The 19,725-nt window shown below is 38.1% G+C and carries 14 protein-coding genes and 1 pseudogene; 11 read left to right on the top strand and 4 right to left on the bottom strand.

Annotated elements, in window-relative coordinates; genetic code table 11:
• Positions 1 to 433: 433 nt before the first annotated feature.
• From V6668_RS31405 to V6668_RS31360, 10 genes are all read left to right on the top strand, one after another.
• Entirely contained in the window at positions 434 to 988 is a 555-nt protein-coding gene (locus tag V6668_RS31405) for a hypothetical protein (protein ID WP_338709079.1), read from the top strand.
• A gap of 641 nt (positions 989 to 1,629) precedes the next feature.
• Positions 1,630 to 2,058 carry a hypothetical protein gene (locus V6668_RS31400; protein WP_338709078.1) on the top strand — a complete coding sequence of 143 codons (429 nt, stop codon included), beginning with the start codon at positions 1,630 to 1,632 and terminating at the stop codon, positions 2,056 to 2,058.
• Positions 2,059 to 2,185: 127 nt separating this feature from the next.
• Complete coding sequence (locus V6668_RS31395; RefSeq protein WP_338709077.1) at positions 2,186 to 3,196, top strand: type II toxin-antitoxin system antitoxin SocA domain-containing protein; 1,011 nt, start codon at positions 2,186 to 2,188, stop codon at positions 3,194 to 3,196.
• A gap of 1,423 nt (positions 3,197 to 4,619) precedes the next feature.
• Positions 4,620 to 5,312, top strand: coding sequence for a hypothetical protein (locus tag V6668_RS31390; protein ID WP_338709076.1), 693 nt, complete (start codon positions 4,620 to 4,622; stop codon positions 5,310 to 5,312).
• Positions 5,313 to 5,881: 569 nt separating this feature from the next.
• Positions 5,882 to 6,460, top strand: coding sequence for an ankyrin repeat domain-containing protein (locus tag V6668_RS31385; protein WP_338709075.1), 579 nt, complete (start codon positions 5,882 to 5,884; stop codon positions 6,458 to 6,460).
• Between the two features lie 527 nt (positions 6,461 to 6,987).
• Positions 6,988 to 7,599, top strand: a complete 612-nt coding sequence (locus V6668_RS31380) for a DUF1643 domain-containing protein (protein WP_338709074.1) — start codon at positions 6,988 to 6,990, stop codon at positions 7,597 to 7,599.
• A 118-nt stretch (positions 7,600 to 7,717) separates the two neighbouring features.
• Complete coding sequence (locus V6668_RS31375; RefSeq protein ID WP_338709073.1) at positions 7,718 to 8,695, top strand: hypothetical protein; 978 nt, start codon at positions 7,718 to 7,720, stop codon at positions 8,693 to 8,695.
• 95 nt (positions 8,696 to 8,790) lie between these two features.
• Positions 8,791 to 9,450 (top strand): hypothetical protein, encoded by a 660-nt coding sequence (locus V6668_RS31370; RefSeq protein ID WP_338709072.1) that lies wholly within the window; start codon positions 8,791 to 8,793, stop codon positions 9,448 to 9,450.
• 508 nt (positions 9,451 to 9,958) lie between these two features.
• Positions 9,959 to 10,276 carry a transposase gene (locus tag V6668_RS31365; RefSeq protein ID WP_036673079.1) on the top strand — a complete coding sequence of 106 codons (318 nt, stop codon included), beginning with the start codon at positions 9,959 to 9,961 and terminating at the stop codon, positions 10,274 to 10,276.
• An 11-nt stretch (positions 10,277 to 10,287) separates the two neighbouring features.
• A complete protein-coding gene (locus V6668_RS31360) occupies positions 10,288 to 11,142 on the top strand; it encodes an IS3 family transposase (RefSeq protein WP_338709071.1) in 855 nt (284 codons plus the stop codon).
• 30 nt (positions 11,143 to 11,172) lie between these two features.
• Here the strand turns inward: V6668_RS31360 and V6668_RS31355 are convergent, their stop codons facing one another.
• Genes V6668_RS31355 through V6668_RS31345 form a run of 3 tightly spaced genes read right to left on the bottom strand, consistent with a single transcriptional unit; the run spans position 11,173 to position 17,416 of the window.
• Positions 11,173 to 12,954, bottom strand: a complete 1,782-nt coding sequence (locus V6668_RS31355) for a S8 family serine peptidase (RefSeq protein WP_338709070.1) — start codon at positions 12,952 to 12,954, stop codon at positions 11,173 to 11,175.
• Positions 12,955 to 12,976: 22 nt separating this feature from the next.
• The gene (locus tag V6668_RS31350; protein WP_338709069.1) at positions 12,977 to 14,425 is read right to left on the bottom strand and encodes a hypothetical protein; all 1,449 of its coding nucleotides are present in this window, start codon (positions 14,423 to 14,425) and stop codon (positions 12,977 to 12,979) included.
• Positions 14,426 to 14,449: 24 nt separating this feature from the next.
• Positions 14,450 to 17,416: a hypothetical protein gene (locus V6668_RS31345; protein ID WP_338709068.1), complete on the bottom strand. Its 2,967-nt coding sequence runs from the start codon at positions 17,414 to 17,416 to the stop codon at positions 14,450 to 14,452.
• Between the two features lie 134 nt (positions 17,417 to 17,550).
• On the opposite strand from V6668_RS31345, the gene V6668_RS31340 reads away from it, so the two are divergent.
• The gene (locus V6668_RS31340; protein ID WP_338709067.1) at positions 17,551 to 18,306 is read left to right on the top strand and encodes a peptidoglycan-binding domain-containing protein; all 756 of its coding nucleotides are present in this window, start codon (positions 17,551 to 17,553) and stop codon (positions 18,304 to 18,306) included.
• Positions 18,307 to 18,758: 452 nt separating this feature from the next.
• On the opposite strand, the pseudogene V6668_RS32305 reads toward V6668_RS31340, so the two are convergent.
• Positions 18,759 to 18,970: pseudogene (locus V6668_RS32305) on the bottom strand (IS30 family transposase); the annotation flags it as partial.
• Between the last annotated feature and the right edge of the window lie 755 nt (positions 18,971 to 19,725).

The following is a 19,725-nucleotide window of genomic DNA, read 5'->3' as shown; positions in this document are numbered from 1 at the left end:
GAGAGATTAATCTATATTTTGAGTCACTCTTTAATCTAACAGATGCTTTAGTAAACGAAACATTTTGATTGAAAGATTTTCTGAGAGTGGGGGATAACGTTTAAAGAGCATCATTGTAAAATGCTTACATATTACAACGGAGAATTAAGAAATTGGGAAGATGATTAAAATGATTTCTCTCTAGGTATGTCAGATATAGTTGATGGTCAACAACTTAATACCAATGAGGTAGCTCTGTAACATGATCGGCTGCTATTTGTTTATTCTAAAGGAAAAGTGATAGAGATACTGGCGGTACAATGTTTGAGCGCTTAAACACCAGTTTATGCGAATCTCTTCATAATGTTAATTGCTCAAGTCATAGTAAAAAGAAATCAATGTTGGCTGGATCCTATATACCGAAAAAATATTTTTTTGAGAGGAGTTTTTAAGGGTGGAAGAAATTGTGATAACGCCACATATCGGTATCGGTCCTTTCCAGCTAGGAATGAGCAGGGTAGAGGTAGAGCAGGCCTTTCAGAATCTGGACCATTGGAGAGCAGATGATGGCATACCCGTTAATCTTAGCTATATCGAGATGCTATTTATGCGCGAGCATTTCGAATACGATTCCAGTGGCAAAGTGAAATTCATTCAACTAATGAACCCAAACTATTACAGTCAACTCCGCATTCCCTGCCTGTTTCAAGGCACCGATGTGTTCACGACTAAGGTTGAGGATTTAATCCATGCTCTTATGAAAAAGTATCCAATGATCGGAGACAATGATCCAAGAACGGGTTATTCTTTTGCATTTCAAGAACTCGAGCTGTGTTTCTGGCGAGAAGGCATTATGAATGATGAAATTTTGAAAGACCCGGATTTTCTGGAGATGAGTGAAGAAAATCAAGAACTCGAAAAGCGGTATTTCTATTTTACAACAATCTCAATTGGAGCGCCGAGATATTTCGACTTCATGGATGACAACCAACCTGACTCACAAGAATAGGTAAAATCGAATTGAGAGACTTACACCTCTCATGCTCCCGTTTGGGAATGAAGTATTTATACCCGGAACTTTATTTGTTATGTGCTCTTCCAGTCTAAGTTGGTTCCACGGATATTGTCCATGACCGGTTCGTCGGATATATCGGATTGTTAACAAGCGGTTGTCTATCGATCGCTGGCGTCGATGTTGAAGCTGTTTTATATATCCATGGGCAATATTTGAAATTGTTATCCCAATCTGGCTCAAAGTGAGGAGATTTACTCTGCGTATGGTGGCTCTTGAACACTAAAAACGTACGAATTAAAGCTGGATTCAAATTAGAATATTGTGTTTTCAGTGATTACAATACATTTACAGATGATGATTACAATGGAATGGATATGTTGAGCTAATGAATAGAGAAGGGCAGTTTGATAAAGTTACCAGGCTAGCCTTCTTACCATCGTTAGTTTACACTTCTTAACAACGAGTTAGGCCATACAAAAAGAAGTTTTATCCTTTACGTTAGAAAAGTTAAAGCTGAATAGTACATTCATATCACAAATCGCTCAAAAAAAGTGAACTAATTAGTTCACTTTTTTTGATTATCAAGAATATATGGTGTATAATTAGCATATAATAACGGCGAAGGGGCGTTTTTCTTGGGGAAATTCGGTAATGAAACACAAAAGCATGTGGACTTTACTCCGGAAGAAATTAAGCAGTATTTGTCTGAGTTTAAAGGTTTAGTACGGGGCCGCAATTATACAATTGCGCAAAATGAAAATCGAGAAGAGAATATTGAATTTATTGAAACGTACAAAATAGACAGTAAGAAAGAGAGGGAGATTCTTCTAAGTCTAGAATACGACGACTTTTGTTATGCAGTTGATAATCAGAAGAAAGAATTTGCTCACGAAAAACTGTATGTTTTTTGTAAAGTCTGTCATTTAGACAACTGGGGCGAATTGGAAAATGTTGAAGTCTACATAAAATCTAACATTACTCAAACCAGAAAGAAAAAGGACTTTCTGATAGTGATTTCTTTTCATAAGAGAAATAAACCTATCTCTTATTTATTCAAAAATTAACAAAGACCTTGGAGTAGGATGGAACAAGATGGGTAGGAATTCATTGAATAGAATTCCTACTCATATACCCTACACATTACTATCCCCCTTTTAGTGATACGTAGGAATAGAAATGGAGGAAAAAATAATGATGGCATTTTGCGAACACTGCCATGATACTGTGAATTATGATGAAAAACTTGTTAATAAGAATAAAAATATACGAGGTAAAGAAATTAAGTATCTTGGTAAAGAGGCATTTTGTTTAGAATGTAGAAATGAAATTTTTGTTTCTGATATACGTGATTACAATTTAATTGAATTAGATAAGGCATTTAGAGAAAGTGAAAAGTTAATTTCTGTTGAAGATATTCAAAAAGTATTGGATAAATATAAAATTAAAAAAAGACCGTTATCCTTATTATTAGATTGGGGAGAAAATACCGTTTCTAGATATCTAAATGGAGATATCCCAACAAAACAATACTCTGAAATTCTAAAGAGGTTACTAGTGGATCATGAATATTTTAAAGAACTTTTGGAACAAAACATAGAGAATATAACCCCCCTAACTTATAAGAAGTGCAGAGAGGCTTTAGAAGCAATTGAAACACATGATCACCTGGACAATCATAAAAATAAAGAAACGAAAATAGAAAAGGTTATAAAATATTTGTTAGAAGAGTGTGCAGATATAACCCCATTAGCCCTGCAGAAGCTTTTATATTATTCCCAGGCCTTCAATAAGGTATTTAACAAAGAATATTTATTTAAAAATGATTGTGAGGCTTGGGTTCATGGCCCTGTCTATAGAGATATTTATGAAAAATACAAAAATTATGGGTTTAACCCTATTGAGGATAAGACAAAGCAGAGTTTTTTATATAATAATGTAACTGAACCGGAAAAAGAGTTATTGGATAGTATTATAAATAATTTTGGATGTTACAGTGGTAAGATCTTAGAGAAAATGACTCATATTGAAAAACCTTGGTTGGAGACGAGAAGAGACTTAAAAGATGATGAGGTTTGCGATTATATTATTGATAAGAATTTAATTGATAGTTATTTTAAAGAAATAAAAAATAAATATAGAATGATTAATGTTTCTGATATTAGAGACTATAGTTCTGACTTATTTAGAAAGATTAATCATTAAAATATTTCTATGGATTACTGTAAAATACAGACTAGATTCTAAGTAGTACCTAGTGAACTAAAAAACCTGAAGTCAATTTAAATACGCTTCAGGTTTTTTGGAATACCTGTCCTTTTGTAAGGTGAAACATAAATAAAGGTTCTTTTCCCTAGTAATAAATGGTTTTATATCAATAATGCCAAAACTAATAAAACTGTCTTGATAACTGGAAGGATGTTAAAGAGCTGTTCTTCTGGTTTTTTCTTCAGCTTAATTTACCGTCAAATAAAGTAAGAGGACCATACGCTAATTAGGAATATATTCATTAAGCTAACGGAGAAACTGTAGCTTAACGAACAAAAAAGGAACTACAGGCAGACAATCAGACTAACGCATTTCACTAGATGATGGTCAACCAATCTAAGTTTTCTCCAGATAACCAAGTCACTCAAAAGCAACAACTTGATTGTCCCTAGCTCATAGGATGATATGGATTTACCAAACAATTCATCAACTGAAATTTCTATTCCGAGTTCTTCTTGGATTTCACGTTACACTCATGCCTCTATCTTTTCACCAAGCTCAACTTTTTACCCCAGGAAACACCTACTTGCCTGCATGCTTATCTTGTGGATCTCTCGGTGTGATCAATATAGTATGTTCTTTTTCATTTATTGGAGCCGTGACAAGTTTCATTCGACCACCTCATTTAATTCGATATTCTCCCTATGATATTTCACATACTCCATCGAAAAGTGTAACCTTCACTCTTTTAGCAACGTTCATTAACATTTGAGTAACCTCATCAAGCAATGTTATAGCCCTTATCATATAAAGAATCGTGTGCTGGGCAAAAGAGGAAACATTATATTTATCTAGCTCTCATGATTATCGGAATATCTCCAGGTTTTTCCATGGCTCGGTTGTAGGCAACTCAGATTCTCAAGGCCACATAATTTACATTCTCATTCTACACTCATGAGATGTTGTTTAAACTTGACTTGGCCAATACGGGTTTGGACAATTTGTTCTTTGAGTATTCCTGTGGAATAAGAGAAACTTCATCCTCAATTTTTTTGAAATATGCTTTCTTCTGTGACTTAATCTTCAGTAATATTAGCTATTCCTAATAGATTTAAATCTTTTAAAAGTGTCTCAATCACTATAGATGAAATGTCTCTGACTATATAAGTTAACTTGACTTATGGTATTCAAACATAAGGACTTTAGAAGGGATATATTTCTAAATCATATATTCTATGTTATGATTTGTAGGTAAATAGAACCATTAGAAATAACTTTAAGCTTAGTTTTAGAAAAAAGACTGAGTAATAATCAAATTAAACTCTAAGAAAAGGTGGACTTGTGGCACGAAAACAAAAACTGTGTACTACTTTATAAGACATGTTTGCTGAAAAAATAAACATTGGGTAGGTATAAGGAAATGAAAGAGCGACGTCTAATTTTTGATCGAGAGATCATAGTTATGGTTTTATCTTGTCTGATTATTGTTGGTGCTTGTTTCGGATACATAGGATACAAAGCTTTGAAGGAAAGAAACAATGATAAAAAATTTGCGAAATCTATAGAGAGCTGGTTTGAAACTGAAGCCAAAAACAAATTTGACTTACTTTTAAATTTTGAATGTGACGAGTCAAGGAGTGACTGTACAAATTTAAAGTTGAAGGTGAAGGATAACTTTAACTCTTTTTCCGTTGTTGAAAAATATGACTATATCACTGAGATTGATAGGGAATTCAAATCTAAAAGAGTACAATTTCTAGTGGATTCAAAAAAAATAGAAAATACTATGTCTGCTCTGGATAGGGTGCATAATCCATCTATTGTTCTGGCTACTTCGACAAATGAGTTTGAATACCATGGTACCCTGGGTAACCTGACAGAAGTCAATGGAAAAGAGTATACATGGAATGAAATTTCCGAATTAAGAAAAGAAGATACTTCTAAAAAAGAATCGGATGAAAATAATGAGAGTAAATTTACTTCCCAGAAAAACAAAAAATATAATGCAGAAGATTATAACTATGAAGGTGAATACAAACCAGTAGATCAGATGACGCATGAAGAAAAGAGAGATGAATTAATAGAAATGTTGGAGAGAGCAATTTCCCAATGAAACATGTGGAGATCTATTCTCTCTGGTTTTAAAAAGCTGTTGGCTAACATAGCAGTCTTGTTTCTCGGAGCTAATGGGTGTGGCTGAAAAACGGGGTATATTTCGTCTGCCCTTTGTGTCGCAGGCCGCATAAATTTTCTTTTATGACGTATAAAGCAAAAGACCTCCTCTGTAAGCAGAACGACTAGCAAAGCACGATATTACGTACGGAATAAATAGTGGATGAGCTGGATACCTTGAATCTTTGTACCCAGCAGGATGTTCGGAAGTACACTTTCCAAACGCAAAAATAGCTCGAACTATCGCCTATCCCAATCATGAATAATAACCTTCCTAGAACTCCGATTCGATATTGCGGCTGCCTTGGCTTTTATTTCATCTTCTGTAACAACTATTAGACCGATGTGATTCGATCTGAACTTCTACGACGTAACCAAGCACTGGTATCAGGGGCAAGTGCATTGAGCCTGTTTTGGTTATACGAATAGTTGATGGAGTATTTTGAGAGAGTATTAATTTTCCATAGATGATCTACAGAATAGAAATTAAACATAGTGGGGGACTATTTAGTGTATAAAAAATTAGGTTGTTTTATCTTCTTACTTTTATTGCTTGTGGGTTGTTCAAATGATACCGGTGACACGGACAAGGTTCCAGCATTATTTCAAGCCGTCTATGACAATGATTTAGCAAAGGTAAGAGAGCTCACCAAGTCAAATGATGGATCAATAAATAACCTTTATAAGGGGTCTACAGTTCTCCATGCTGCTATATATAACTTGGATATAGAAATGATAGAATTTTTAGTAGAAGCGGGAGCTGACTTTACTTTAAAAGATAAATATGGCGAGACTCCATTCTTTCTTGCCTCTGATCTAGCCAATATTAAAGCAATTAAATACTTTTTGGGTAAAGGCGCAGATCCAAATGAAAGAAACCAAGAAGGGGATACTCCTCTAATGAAATTTGCTGTTCGTGGTAATATACCGATCGATGTGTTTCTTGATACGATGGATATCATGGTTGAGTCAGGGGCCGACCTGACAATAAAAAATAATCAAGGCGAGACATTGCTTTCAAAGATTGAATCAATGGTTGATTCAAAGGAGATACTTCACCAAATAGAAGACCACATGGCTAGTTATTAAATTTGGAGGAACACCCGTTGTGGCCCCCTATTTTTCGAATGAATTAAATCATGTTTACTTGTCATATGAGTTAAACGGAATTGAGGGTTCATTTGAAGCATCAAGGCAGCAGATCTCAACATGATCGGCTGCTTTTTAACTAACCATGGATAGTTTAATGTTTCTGCTGCAACATCCATGCGTACAATTGACTCAGCCATATAAGAGATGGTTAAACACTGAACAACAAGCTGGACGAATCTTAGTATTCTGCTCAGTGGCTTTGCATCTTATTACCTGTTAAATGTGGAGTGAGATATATAAAATATTCAAAATCTGAATTTATTTTTCTTGGAGAATTGCTATGTATCATTCTAGGTGAATTGGTTTATATCCCAAAAGTAAACAAACACGCCTGAGATTTGGGCGAGAAAACATCAATTTTCATTTTTTATGGACTATTATTTAGTTATAGAAGCATCCCACAAATGGACGTGGATTAAAATCCTCCTAGAACGACCCATGGAGAGAAATGAAAGAGTGAGTATATGGCATACACTTACAAAGACTATATTGATCAGGATAATATATTAATTGACGGTGATAACGAACAGAGATTCTCCATGTATGTGCCTTTTAGAATACAAGATAGCAATAGCCAAGTCCTTATTATAATGAGGAATCCTAGTAAGGCTAATGAATTAAATTCTGACATGACAATCAATAATGTATTGAGCTTTTGTCACGGGAAATACTCAGGGGTTTTTGTTGCAAACTTATTTCCGTTTTACGCTAAAGACCCCCGGCTGTTGAATCAACACATTGGGACATCCCATTATAAAAAGCTCATGGATAAAAACAAGAAAACAATTGATGAAATACTAGACAAAAATCCTCGCATTAAACATGTCATAATAGCTTGGGGTGTTAATAAATCAAAACTACAAGGTCAATACGAAGATACAATCGCTGGGATTCTTAAGATCGTTAATAAACATGAAAAAACTATTTTTGCAATGAGGTTTACTTCTAGCAACCAGCCTTGGCATCCAAGAAATTGGGGTGGAGAGGATAGTGGTTATCAACTTGAACTATATGAGTGGATGACTGATGCCTATGAAGATGCTTATGGATGTAGAGTAAATCATTTTTGTTTATAATGTTCTGACACCAATCTTGATAAATTGAGGACAATCAGTAAAAACATAGATAAGTTTAATTGTTTCGTTGTTCCCTATCACAGGTATGAATCTATAATTATTTAGAAAGGAGACTACTTTGACGAAACTTCTACTTAGAAATCGGGAGATAAAAAGTGTTTTCCAGTTGCTCGGGCATCACGAGAACGATATCACATACAGTGTTGCTTGGGGATTAGCACAATGCCCCTCTTTTTTGAGACTATTGCTACAGAAGATTATTAACTGGCAAGGTGACCTCACAGAAGTGGAAATTACTATGCAAGGATATGAGAAAAACCAGGGATACACCGATATTGAGATTAAGCTACAAGGACATTTTCATCTTATAATTGAAGCTAAGCGTGGGTGGAACTTACCAGACATAACTCAGTTACAGAAGTATGTGAATCGGGAATCCTTCAAAAATAGCCTATGTATGCTAAAAAAGATAGTTGTATTGAGCGAATGCAGTAAAACGTATCTTGAATCACAACTTCCTAGTGTAATAGATAAAGTATCAGTAGATGCTCTGTCATGGAAGAACATTCACGAACTATCTGAAACTGCTCAAAAAACGGGTACCCATGCTGAGAAAAGATTACTTAGAGAACTTAATCAATACTTGGGGAGTTTGATGACCATGCAAAAACGCGACTCCAATTTGGTATACGTAGTTTCAATCGGTGCAGGAAGTCCTGAGGGTTGGAGTATCACCTGGAGAGAAATTGTAACGTCTAAGAAGCGATATTTTCATCCATATGGAGGGAAAAGTTGGCCAAAAGAGCCTCCGAATTACATTGCTTTTCGTTATGACGGGAAGTTACAGTCTATACATCATGTAGAAGGTTATGAGATCGTCACCAATATGAAGACTGTATTTGGTGAACAATCAAAAGATGAGATTACTGAACCTTATATCGTCTACAAACTGGGAGTCCCATTTTCACCAAAGGAAGAAGTTAAGTCGGGTAACATTTTCAGAGGTGCAAGAGTATGGTGTATGTTGGACACTCTGTTTACATCCTCAACGATTTCTGATGCAAGAGATCTTACGGAGAAGAGACTGACCTTGTAAAGTTCTATCCTGGGATATATAGTACTTTTGAAAGATGTGGGCTTGATCCATTTTCCAACCAGTTAGCTATGATCACTTTGATATGGAGGGATAGTATGCAGAAAGATAATAAAATGCTTTTACATAAAGCTTATGAAAAACTGAAAAACGAATTATCTTACCCTGAAAACCAACATATTGAGCAATCTGCATTACAATTATTAGAAGAGTTACATCAAGAAATTTTAAATTGGAATAATAATAATGAGTCAGTTTCGAAATTCGAAAAGTATTGGACAGCCTCGGAAGCCAATGACGTTTCAAAAGAGGGTAATGCTAAGAGTACACGTTTTGAATTCAATAATCTATTCCTTAAAGATCATGATGTGCAGAATAAGATTCAAAGCTTGCTTTTATTACGGTTGCAAGAGCCGCTTGACTATCGTCTTATAAGCAAAATTGCAGATGTTAAGTTGATTGATCAGCTAAACAGAATCTCATTTGAAAATGGTAGACCTCTTCTCTACGTACACCGTTTAGAGATTATGATTTTTCCGCAGCTGTTTACCACTATAGCTGATCGAAATAAGTTGGATAAAACAGCAAAACTACTCGGTATCAATAGTGATAAAGTAGCTTTTGAGCGTGTACAGTATCAAGTCCGTGAAAAGGTAAACGACTTCATTTACAGTGAAGGATTAAGCCGAGAAAGCGAATTTGTTAAAAGTGCAATTGCATGGTGGTTACTTGAAGCTGCAAAAGAATTAAAACTGTAATACGTATGGTTTTTTTATGGTATTAGACTGTTGTTAATTGAAATGAAGCAGGTCGGCAGCAAGGAAGTTATGAACAAGACAATCAGCGAACTCCTGAATGCCCTCCAAAACGAATAGTTATGGAGAGCTTTTTGGGAGCGAGCACGGACTTGTCCCCAGATGATGTAATTCCGAGATGAGTGTCTGTGTCTGTATGCGATCCACTTACATACTAGTAGTCGCTTGTTAAAACATGATTCGAGCGAGAGTAATGTTGTTCCAAAAATAACATAGTTAATTGAAGTCATTGAAATGGAACTCGTCAAAAACGTCCGAAAGATTCAAAATAAGCGAGGGTACCACATTTAAAATACCCATCATGCAAAGTAGACCTTTTACTATCCTATAGAGGTTTACTTTGCATGATGTTAATTGTCAGTTGAGGATATAGTGACAATATTGGAGCTAGAATAAAAAGTGGACACCCGTTAACGGACGGAAGGATAATAAGACTAACGGAGGTGTCCACATGGGAGAACAGCGGCAACGATATAACGAAGAATTCAAGAAACAAACGGTCAAATTCATTCAAGAGCAGACGAAGACACTTGGAGATTTGGCAGAAGAACTCAACATTCCAAAAAGTACGTTGCACCAATGGATGAGTAAGTACCGCGAACTAAAACATGAGCCTGTTGCCAGTGTAGATCGAGTGAAGGAACTGGAAGCAGAGCTTCAAGAGATGCGCCGGTTGCTTCAAGAGAAAGAGCACACGCTTGCGGATACACAAGAAGAACTGGCGATTGTAAAAAAAGCAGTGCACATCTTCAGCAAACCAAAGAGCTAAGATTTCAGTTTGTGGAAGATCATCGCTCCGAGTTTTCTTTGGAGAAGATGTGCAGAACCTTTCAAGTATCACGGAGCGGATATTACAAATGGCGAATGGACCGAACCAGCATGCGGCAGAACCGCAAAGACGAGGTCATGAAGCGTATTCGCTATCATTTTTACGACCACCAGATGCGGTGTGGAAGCCCTAAAATTACGTATCTGCTCCATTTAGAAGGGCTGCGAATCTCTTCACGTACCGTCAGTATATACATGCGTCAAATGAATCTACGTTCTGTGGTCATGCCCAAATATCGCGTTCAGACGACGGATTCCAAACACAACCATCCCCTTGCACCAAATACGCTGAATCAGCAATTTAAAACGTCCAAACCGAATACGGTATGGGTTACCGACATCACCTACATTCCTTGCCGAGGAGGTCGTCTATATCTCGCCAGCGTTCTGGATTTGTGCACACGTGAAATTGTAGGCTGGCGTCTATATAACCATATGGAAACCAGTTTGGTGATGGGTGCACTGGAGGAAGCTTACAAGGCCAAACGCCCCGCTCCGGGATTACTCCATCACTCGGATCGCGGCTCTCAATACACGTCAAAAGAATACGTGGAGCAACTAAAATCATACGGAATGGAATCAAGCATGAGCCGCCGAGGAAACTGTTATGATAACGCCTGTATTGAGTCATGGCACAGTATTTTAAAGAAGGAACTCATTTACTGCAGCCCTCGTTTTAAGACGCCGGAAGAGGCTTATACTGCCATCTTTGAGTTCTATTACAACCGCAAGCGAATGCATGGCGCGCTAGGGTATCTTTCCCCTGCTCGTTTTGCGATGAAATTTACGGACAAATCCGCAGCGTAGTGTCTACTTTTTTGACATAGGTCCAATATATTACTGAATAGGGAGGGGCTCATCTATTCTCAATGCTTTAACGGCATTTATTGCTGCTAATGCATCCACTCTTCCATTACCATATTGTATATCCCATCCTTCAGAACTAGGAGGATTTGTTCTTATGGTGCTGAATAACAGCTTTCTTATTTCATCAATTGAAAGCTTAATCCCTCGCTTAGCTGCTTCAGCCAACATTAGGGCAATAACTCCAGTAATTACGGGAGCCGCCATGCTTGTACCTGAAGAAACCTTAGCTTCGGATTTCATACGGGAATGGGCAGCTGCGACGGATTGGCCAGGTGCACTGATTTCGGGCTTATGACGGCAATCACGAGTTGGACCTGCTGCTGAGAAGTTGGAAATAGCAAGCGAATTGTTTTTGGCGCTGTAAGATCCTACAGCAATACTTTTTTGCCCGCAGCAAATAGAATTTAAGGTATAGGAATTATCAACAGAGGTTTGGAAATGGGACTGATTAAACAACTGCTGTTTTGCTCTATTATTATCATCCCTTTCAATCCAAGCATGAAACGTCCCATCCACTACTTTCAATCCATGAATTCGTACGGTCCAGTTTCCAAATGAACTTGGTGCACCAAAAATCATCGCCTGATGGTCACCGTTATTTCCCTTGATATGGGTTGCAAAGAAACCAGGGAGATCCGCTTTTTCTCCTAAGCCTATATTAAAGAGGCTTTGGTTATCTCCATTCAACAATTCAACGCGAAACTCTTCTTTTCCAGAATACCAAAGCTCCAGTTCATTAGCGGTTGTATCGCCTTCAAGGATTGCCCATTGCAGATCTGTAAAACTTCCTTCTTTAACAGTACCGGACGCATGAACATTATCGTCAAATGCATTACCCGCGGCCAAAACCACCGCACGATTAGATTTTTCCATTACAAGTCCATCAATCCCTTGTTCGAATAAGGAAGTCCCGTCATGGGGACCACCATTAGTTCCAAGGCTAATATTTATTACACACGGGGAATTTCTCGCTGTATCAAAAATATACTTCACAGCATTCAGAAGGTTCAAAGAGTCTCCTAAATAACCCATCTCTCCGTTTTTGATGTCACTATAATCAGGCTCTACAAATATGAGGTCCGCCTTTGGAGAAACTCCCGGGCTCATGTCTGCAAGTCCATTTCCCGCAGCAATATCCATAACGTGCGTGCCGTGCGAACCATACCCTGGATCATATCCAAGTGAGCGATACGGATCAGGATTCTGAAGGGCAGCATTAATCTGTTTAGCTGTATATACTACTTCTTCCGTGTGCTCATCGTTAAAATTTACTTTTTGAGTCATTAAGGAAAGCAATCTTGTTGTACCATCGCTATTTCTAAAGTTGGAATGAACAAAATCACATCCACGATCAATAATACCAATGATAACTCCATTTCCTTCGTTTGTTTCAGGTGAATGGATGGGAGGGATACCTATTTCCTGAAGAGTATCACGCAGCATCAATTTAAGCGGTTGTGTACTGCTCAAGGTGACGATTACCGGTGACTTCTGAATCTGTTCCAACTCTGATAACGATACTTTTGCAGTAACAATATCCCCTTTTTTATCTGGGGCAGCGGTTATTCTCTTTCCGTCATGTACGCCCGGAAGATCCAGAAACGTCTGAAGGTCTTTAACCTTAGCTATCACAGAGATTAGTTTGTCTGTCACTTCTGCTATTTCAAAAGTTTCGGTTCCTGACACTTGTGAACGGGCAAGCGATTTTTGCAAACGTGGATCTAAATGCGATGAACTGTTTTTCTCACTCACTTTATTTGTAGTCTCCTCATCGTTAATGGTTTTTGTGCGCATTGGCATCATCTAACTTGTCCTGAGCTTTCTGTACTATATTCTTTGCCTCTGCTTTCGCCTTTCTTAATTCGCTTTTATAGTTTTCATTGGCTTGATTCAAAATTGTATTCTTTTCGTTTGTTGCATTTCCTAATATTGTATCGGCTTGGGCCTTTTTATCAGAATACTGGGTTCTAGCCGTACTTATTTTTTCCTCGGCTTCTATTACAGCAGGAGCAATCTGCTCCTTAAATGCAGCGTCTGCTGCCTGAAAGGCTTTTTGAGCAGGTGACAAGTAGGCATATGCCTCTTTGTTGGCCTGGCTAATATCGGTGGCTACATTTTGAGAAGCCAATTGGCGTTCACGCTGGGCTGCCTGAAGGATCCCTGCTGCCTCATCCGCTTTGGTACGGATGTATATACTTTTTACAGCGAGTTCACTATCTTCAAATGAAATAGCCTGTTCGATATTTTTCCCATCCACAGTAGACCTGTACAAAAGATGATTTTGTTCAAGCCAATATAACCGGTTTAAATGGGAATCCAATTCTAAGCCGGTTATGTTAGACAAAGATTCATAAACCACCTGGGGACTTGTGCCATCCAGATTCATGGATTCAATTTTTTTATAACTGTTCCAATATAATTTTCCCGCGGCTAAGTCAATTTGCACTTTCGATGAAATAACATTTTCCTTTGCAGCAATGGGAAGGGGAAAACTAATTAACTTCTTAATTTCTTTACTGCCTTTTTCTAATTTCCAGATTCCATAAACTTTCTCGGAGGATGTTTCTCTTTCTAATGCAGTCCAAAATAAGTCCCCTGCACCGGAGATAGTCGCATGAACAGCCTCGGTTAGAGGATCAAATTTCGCTTTTGCAAGTTCTTGAAGTTCATCTCCTCGAGTATTCATGGATTGAATACTTCCGGTAGGTGAAATCCAAATGATTTTTCCGTCATCCGGACTAATATCTAATGCCCCGGTTATCATTACATCAATTGGTACGTTATACTGCATTTTTTTTATTTCCTCAGTATTGTTACCATGTAATGAAGTCACAATGAGTGTAACTTCCACTAGTTTATTGGAAGGTGTTTCTCCGTTCATAATAGGTTGCGAAGTTGTCTCGATGATAAAATATAACTTATTGTTCAGCGGATCTACCGTCATGGCATAAGCAGAGGTAGGAGTATCAAATTGATTAAGCTCTTTTCCCAGTGCATCACAAATCCGTATCCCGCGGTTATCTGCCAGAAATACATTATCGAGACTCCTGTTTAATAATCTTATTGCCTGTTCCTTAGCCTTTAAAATGGCTGCTTCGGAGATTGTATCTGCCTCTTTAATCAGGTTCTCTGATTTTTTTGCTGCCGCTTCAATTTGACGCGCCGCTTCTGCGCTTACCTTGTTTAAAATTGCTGCTGAAGACAGCTTATCTAGTGTTGCCATGAAACCCCTCCTAGGTTTTGTGATTTACCAACCTTTTCGTTTAAACGTTTTTTTGATTTCACTTCCTGGACTGAATTTTTTTGCTTTTTCCGCTACATCTATTGCCCAAGAATTTATATCTTCCCATACCTCGGCTGCTTTGCTTTCCAGTCTTTGTGCATATTCGGTAGCATCATTTAAGATCTCATCAACCTTTGTTACAACCGCGTCTTTAAGTCGGTTAAACTCTGCATTAGCATCGACTAAAAATTGGTTCGCCTGTTCTTCAGCATGTTTTACTGCTTCTTCTCCGTCGCGGATTAATCGATCGGCTTCCTCTTGTGCATGTCTAGCTAGTTTCTCAATTTCCTCTTGAGCCTTTCCTGGGAATGCTTCAACTTGTTTTTGAAGTTCTTCCGCTTTATTAATGGCGTCTTGCGCAATATTTTTAACCTCATCAACGCCATTTGCTATAATTTGAGCGGCTTCCTGACGGAGCTCATCCGCTTTCGCTATGGCACTATCCACGCCTGCACCGATAGCTTGGCCGACTTGTTCCGCATCTCCAATAATCTTGGTAGCCTCGGTAGATGCTTTATCCATAAGAGCCTGCGCGTTCTCTCCAGCTTTATTGATGGCTTGTTGCCCAGCCTCCTTAGCTTTTTCAAGCACTTCATTGGCAGAGGGAAAGGAAAACAAGTCTTTTGCAGCTTCTGCTATCTTGTCCGCTATATAGCCGGGTAAATCGTTGAGTGCTCGGGTATCCGCTTTTAACGAAAAGCTAGGTATGGCAATATTTGCTCCTTCAAACATGAATTCTCCTTCTAAGCTAAGTGTCCATTCCGTGGGGCTGCCGCTGATTGTAGCACTCGTATTAAACTCAATATCTAATCCGAAACTTCCAAGATCTATTCCTTGCATTTTTATTGGACCGACCTTAATATCCAAATCAAGCTTAAACTTGGCTTCTGCGCTGAAAGCCTGATCGTTAAGCTGGCAACTCCATTTGGTATTTATTAATCCGCCAATATCGGTTTCCAATTCGAAACGGAAGCCTTGATCACTAATTTCAATCTCGATTTCCTGATCCATCAAATCAAAAAAAGAAACTTTTGCACTAGCATATAAATAAGGAGAAGTCGCCGTACTAAATTGAAGTACAGCACCGCCAGGGGGGATATACGTAATTAATCGAGATTCATACTGCTCTTCTGGTTCTTTTTTGAGGGTAATCCAGTCTCCGTTGACTAAATACTCTTTCAAGCTAATTCCTTCACCATTACCACCTATAGTAAGCAAGTTGCCCAAACGAAATGGAGCTGCCTCGGCACTTCCTTGAATTCCTCCGTCAGAAAGCATCAAGGATGCATGCGTTTTGAACCCGAATAAATCGATAAACCCGTTAAATCCCGTTCCTATATTAATTAGAGTACCGTCTGGTAACTCCTTGGTAATGTCTGACCAGTACATAAAAACTTGTTTTGCTGCGAGATTATTCAGAAAAGCAGGGGCATTAAGTTGTTTACCTGTTACAGCTTTATAGAAGAGTTCCAGGTCCAGCTGCTCTAAGTATCCATAAAAAAGTTTGGGGGTGATCAGCGACCCCTGAAAAGCTACAGTTATTCCAAACTGATTGATGCCAGAAGGCTGATCTACAACATGAAAGGTTCCATCTAAACCAAGCAAAAGTGAAGGAGGAGTGAATATCCAACCCATGTTGACGGCAACCTCATCCAGCTGAATACCTGATAATCCAAGAGGGGAGGGAAGTGATTTTGTTTGCCCATTTTCATCCACATTGTTTACTGTAACGGAACACTGAGCATGGGTTTCTCCAATTTCAATCGTAGCAGTACAAGACAATGACTCAGCACCAAGTGGCACATCGATTAGGCCTTCCAACTGAACTTGCATGGGGTTTAGATTCAATAAAATCTCCGGTTGCTTCAAAACAATGGAGGCTCCACCAGCCTCAATAGTAATGGGCTCAAGAAAACGAGCAGTAAAACGCTGTCCAGTTAATGGGGGGCTAAGCGGAGTCTGGAGTAGTAAATGATCTTCTTTTGTTATTGAATGAATCATTTTAAGCAAAGGATTATTCGTTTGAGACAGCAACAAATCAGCACAAAAAACAATCCCTCGATCAATTTTCATAGTGGTTGATCCCAAGAACCCAAAAGACGGTTTAGTATCATCCGGCAAATTCGGTAATTCAGGAATCATAAAAATATCCTCTTCCAGTGTGGAATAGATACAGCAGGCCTCGCCGATTCCAATTTCAGAAAGAAGATTACCAGTCATTTTGTTAAGTGAATTACTCATTTTACCGGGGGGAATCAGGATGCCAAATACAAAGTTCCAAGTTTCATTCGCATTGGAGGCTGCAAAAAAAGCATCACCTAGGCTAGTCGACCGAGCAGATAATAAAAAATGGCCTTGATCTAATTGCAGTTCAAACGCTACTGATTTAAAACGCAGGTCTAAACCCATAGCTTCAACAGGAATGTTGTGCGGTATACCGAGAGCATCTGCAATATTTTGAAACGTCAATTGTTCACCTTGTTTCTCTTTCCATTTGCCCGATAATCGTTGAGGGTTAGCCAAATCATACTTTATCTCCAACTGGGCCGTGCCAAAATGAACATTACCTTCAAGAAGTCCTTCCCATATTTTGTTCAGGGTATCGGAGGAGGTCTTTGTATTCAAGGAAAGGTTCAACGCAATGTCATGATCCTGTTTGCCCAAAGTTAAAACAGAAAGCGATTCTGCTGATATTTGGAGATCGGAATGTTCTTCAAAAGCCAAGTTGTGTGATCCTAACAGGCGAATATTTTGCACATCAATTTCAGGAATCTCTCCAGCGGCTTGACTAGATAAATTAACACTGCTCAGAAATTTGCTTACAAGTTCAGGAAGTGTTGAACTGTTTGGTAGATCATCAGCATCTTCTTTGGTAAACAAGATGGGAGGATCTTGAAAACCGGATTCATTTCGAGTCTGTTCAGGCATCATTATCATCTCCTTAACTTAATTCGAATGGTATCGTTCCACAAATGGATTTATTTATGCTAATTCTCAAATATGAATTTTTATGAGAATTATGGGGAAATTTATTGGATAGATAAATGCAAAAGGAGGATGAGAGAATGTCCAAGGGGCATGCAAATATAGCTGCAATTGGTACTGCAGCTTTAAATAAAGTATGGAAAACCGACTACAAATCAATTCTACGAAGAGACGATAGCCATGCGGAAGTAGCTATATTAAAAAATAACCTGAAGGAGTACAGAGCTCATTCAAGTGAGGACTGGACCAGTATTCAAGAAATCCTTGATGTGTTATCAGAGATCTTCGATGAACACACCGAACAGAATTTAATTCAATTTCAAAAGCTAGAGGATCTCAATGCGGATGGGATTTATGGTCAAAGCTCTAGAAATCGAATGGCCGCTAAAATAGGTGTTTCACCAAAGGGGTTCGTTCGTTTAGACTCGCCGGCCGGGGGTGCCTTTATTAATTTTAATGATACAAAGGATGGAATGGCTAAAGATAAAGATTTTTTGCTGGATCATTCGTGGTTAACAAAAGAAGCACTTAATACGGTCAGTCAGTTAGCTGATTCTTTCCGCAAAGCAACTTCTTCATCCAAAATTCTTGAAATAAATGATTGTTCTTTAATAGACGGAGAAGACACTCCAGAACATGAAAGTCATCAAACGGGGACAATAATGGATATAAGGAATTCGGGGATGACGGCAGAGGAAGAAAAAAAGTTTCTGGAGATATGCACTGAGAACGCTCAAGTAAAAAAAGTATTATTTCATAAAAAATACGATATTGCATCGGATAAAATTAAACCGGAACCCAAACATCATGACCACTTTCATATAGAAATAGGATAGTTCATTTGTGAAATGCAAATGAGGCTAGTATGAAATACCTCCATAACAACTTAATAGTTTACTCCTTTAGAAGGTATAAAGAACAATTTCTTTACACCAGCATTTTTACAATTTGCGATTCCTATGATTGAGCACTTATCATTTTATGAATTGGTATCTTTCTTCCATCAGTGGCTTCAACATTCCGCGTGAAAGAAGGAAAGGGAGAGAAGTCCAGTCCATTTTTGAAAAAGTAGGAATTGATATTCATTGAGAGTGATTAGTACGGAATCGTTGGTGGTATTCCAAATTTGCTCTTAAACTGATGAAAACAATAACCCGCAGGATGTCGAAGAATGTCACGTGGTTGCAAAGTTAGGTTTGAAGCATAGAAAAAATTAAACTATCAAGGTATTTTCGGTACCCGATCGTTTTTTTTGCTATGGCAGATTTTCAAAACCAAGTGCGACATAGGCATAGCAAGCGAACTCCTTCCCGCGGTCAACAGTGGCTGTAAGGAAGGCAACTGTATGGTATTGTGAAATCACCAAACCGAGCACAATTTTCATAGACAATGCTGTACGATCCGGCATGAGAATAGCAGTATACGAGCGTGTTTTCGTTTAATTATCGTAGCTACGCATCCTTTATTTTTCCCGCGCCTCGATACAATGGTATCCAACTCCTAGAGCCATAGGTTATAAAGTTATTTCTATCAATAATGGATCAACACCTTTGGATGAACATTATGAAAACCTGGGCGCTGAAATGTGAGCTGATATAAAGGGACAACTGGAACGAAACATGAGCAATTATATGAACAACGATTCTGCAGTCTTACAATTATCCGATGATGACGTACTTACTTCCCAATTGACCGTAAGAAAATGGTCGATGACCAGTAAGGGCAAGATACTACTGTAAGTAAGAAGGACATGAAAAAACGAGGGCTCAAGTCATCGAATATAGCTGACGCGTTTGTTCTCACCTTTGGTGAATATTTGCGAGGGCACCTCAGTCTATAATCTTACAATAATACGGCGGCGTATCAATAAAATGATAACAAGTAACTTAAATAAGAGGGTGATTGTAAATTACTCATACCATCGGTCAAACAGATCTGGATGTAAACAAGACGACAAACGCTACGATTCCTATAGAGAAACAGCGCTGGGTGTACAACAAATATGACTTCTATACGCGCAGCTTGAACGGGTACAAAGGCTCATTAGGACCCGGCAGCCCTGCAAGTATTTGAATACTTCAAGGTTACTTGCGTAAAGAAACGTTACTATTCTTTCGGAGAAGCTTTAGTGACAGTACAATTAAGCGTATAAAAATCGATGAGGGTATAGAGAGTATGGCCAACTCATTAAAGTTAATTCTTTGAACAAGATAATGCAAAATTCTAACTAAAAAATATGGGAAGTTAAGATCCAA

Origin of the sequence: Paenibacillus amylolyticus, assembly GCF_036894225.1 — a bacterium.
Lineage (GTDB): Bacteria > Bacillota > Bacilli > Paenibacillales > Paenibacillaceae > Paenibacillus > Paenibacillus amylolyticus.
The sequence above is the reverse complement of the archived record's forward strand: the minus strand, read 5'-3'. Positions and strand labels throughout refer to the sequence as shown.

Coding starts and splice junctions, on each gene's coding strand:
- V6668_RS31395 (WP_338709077.1), top strand. CDS start 2,186: ATGATGGCATTTTGCGAACACTGCCATGATACTGTGAATTATGATGAA.
- V6668_RS31370 (WP_338709072.1), top strand. CDS start 8,791: ATGCAGAAAGATAATAAAATGCTTTTACATAAAGCTTATGAAAAACTG.
- V6668_RS31390 (WP_338709076.1), top strand. CDS start 4,620: ATGAAAGAGCGACGTCTAATTTTTGATCGAGAGATCATAGTTATGGTT.
- V6668_RS31345 (WP_338709068.1), bottom strand. CDS start 17,416: ATGATGCCTGAACAGACTCGAAATGAATCCGGTTTTCAAGATCCTCCC.
- V6668_RS31380 (WP_338709074.1), top strand. CDS start 6,988: ATGGCATACACTTACAAAGACTATATTGATCAGGATAATATATTAATT.
- V6668_RS31350 (WP_338709069.1), bottom strand. CDS start 14,425: ATGGCAACACTAGATAAGCTGTCTTCAGCAGCAATTTTAAACAAGGTA.
- V6668_RS31340 (WP_338709067.1), top strand. CDS start 17,551: ATGTCCAAGGGGCATGCAAATATAGCTGCAATTGGTACTGCAGCTTTA.
- V6668_RS31365 (WP_036673079.1), top strand. CDS start 9,959: ATGGGAGAACAGCGGCAACGATATAACGAAGAATTCAAGAAACAAACG.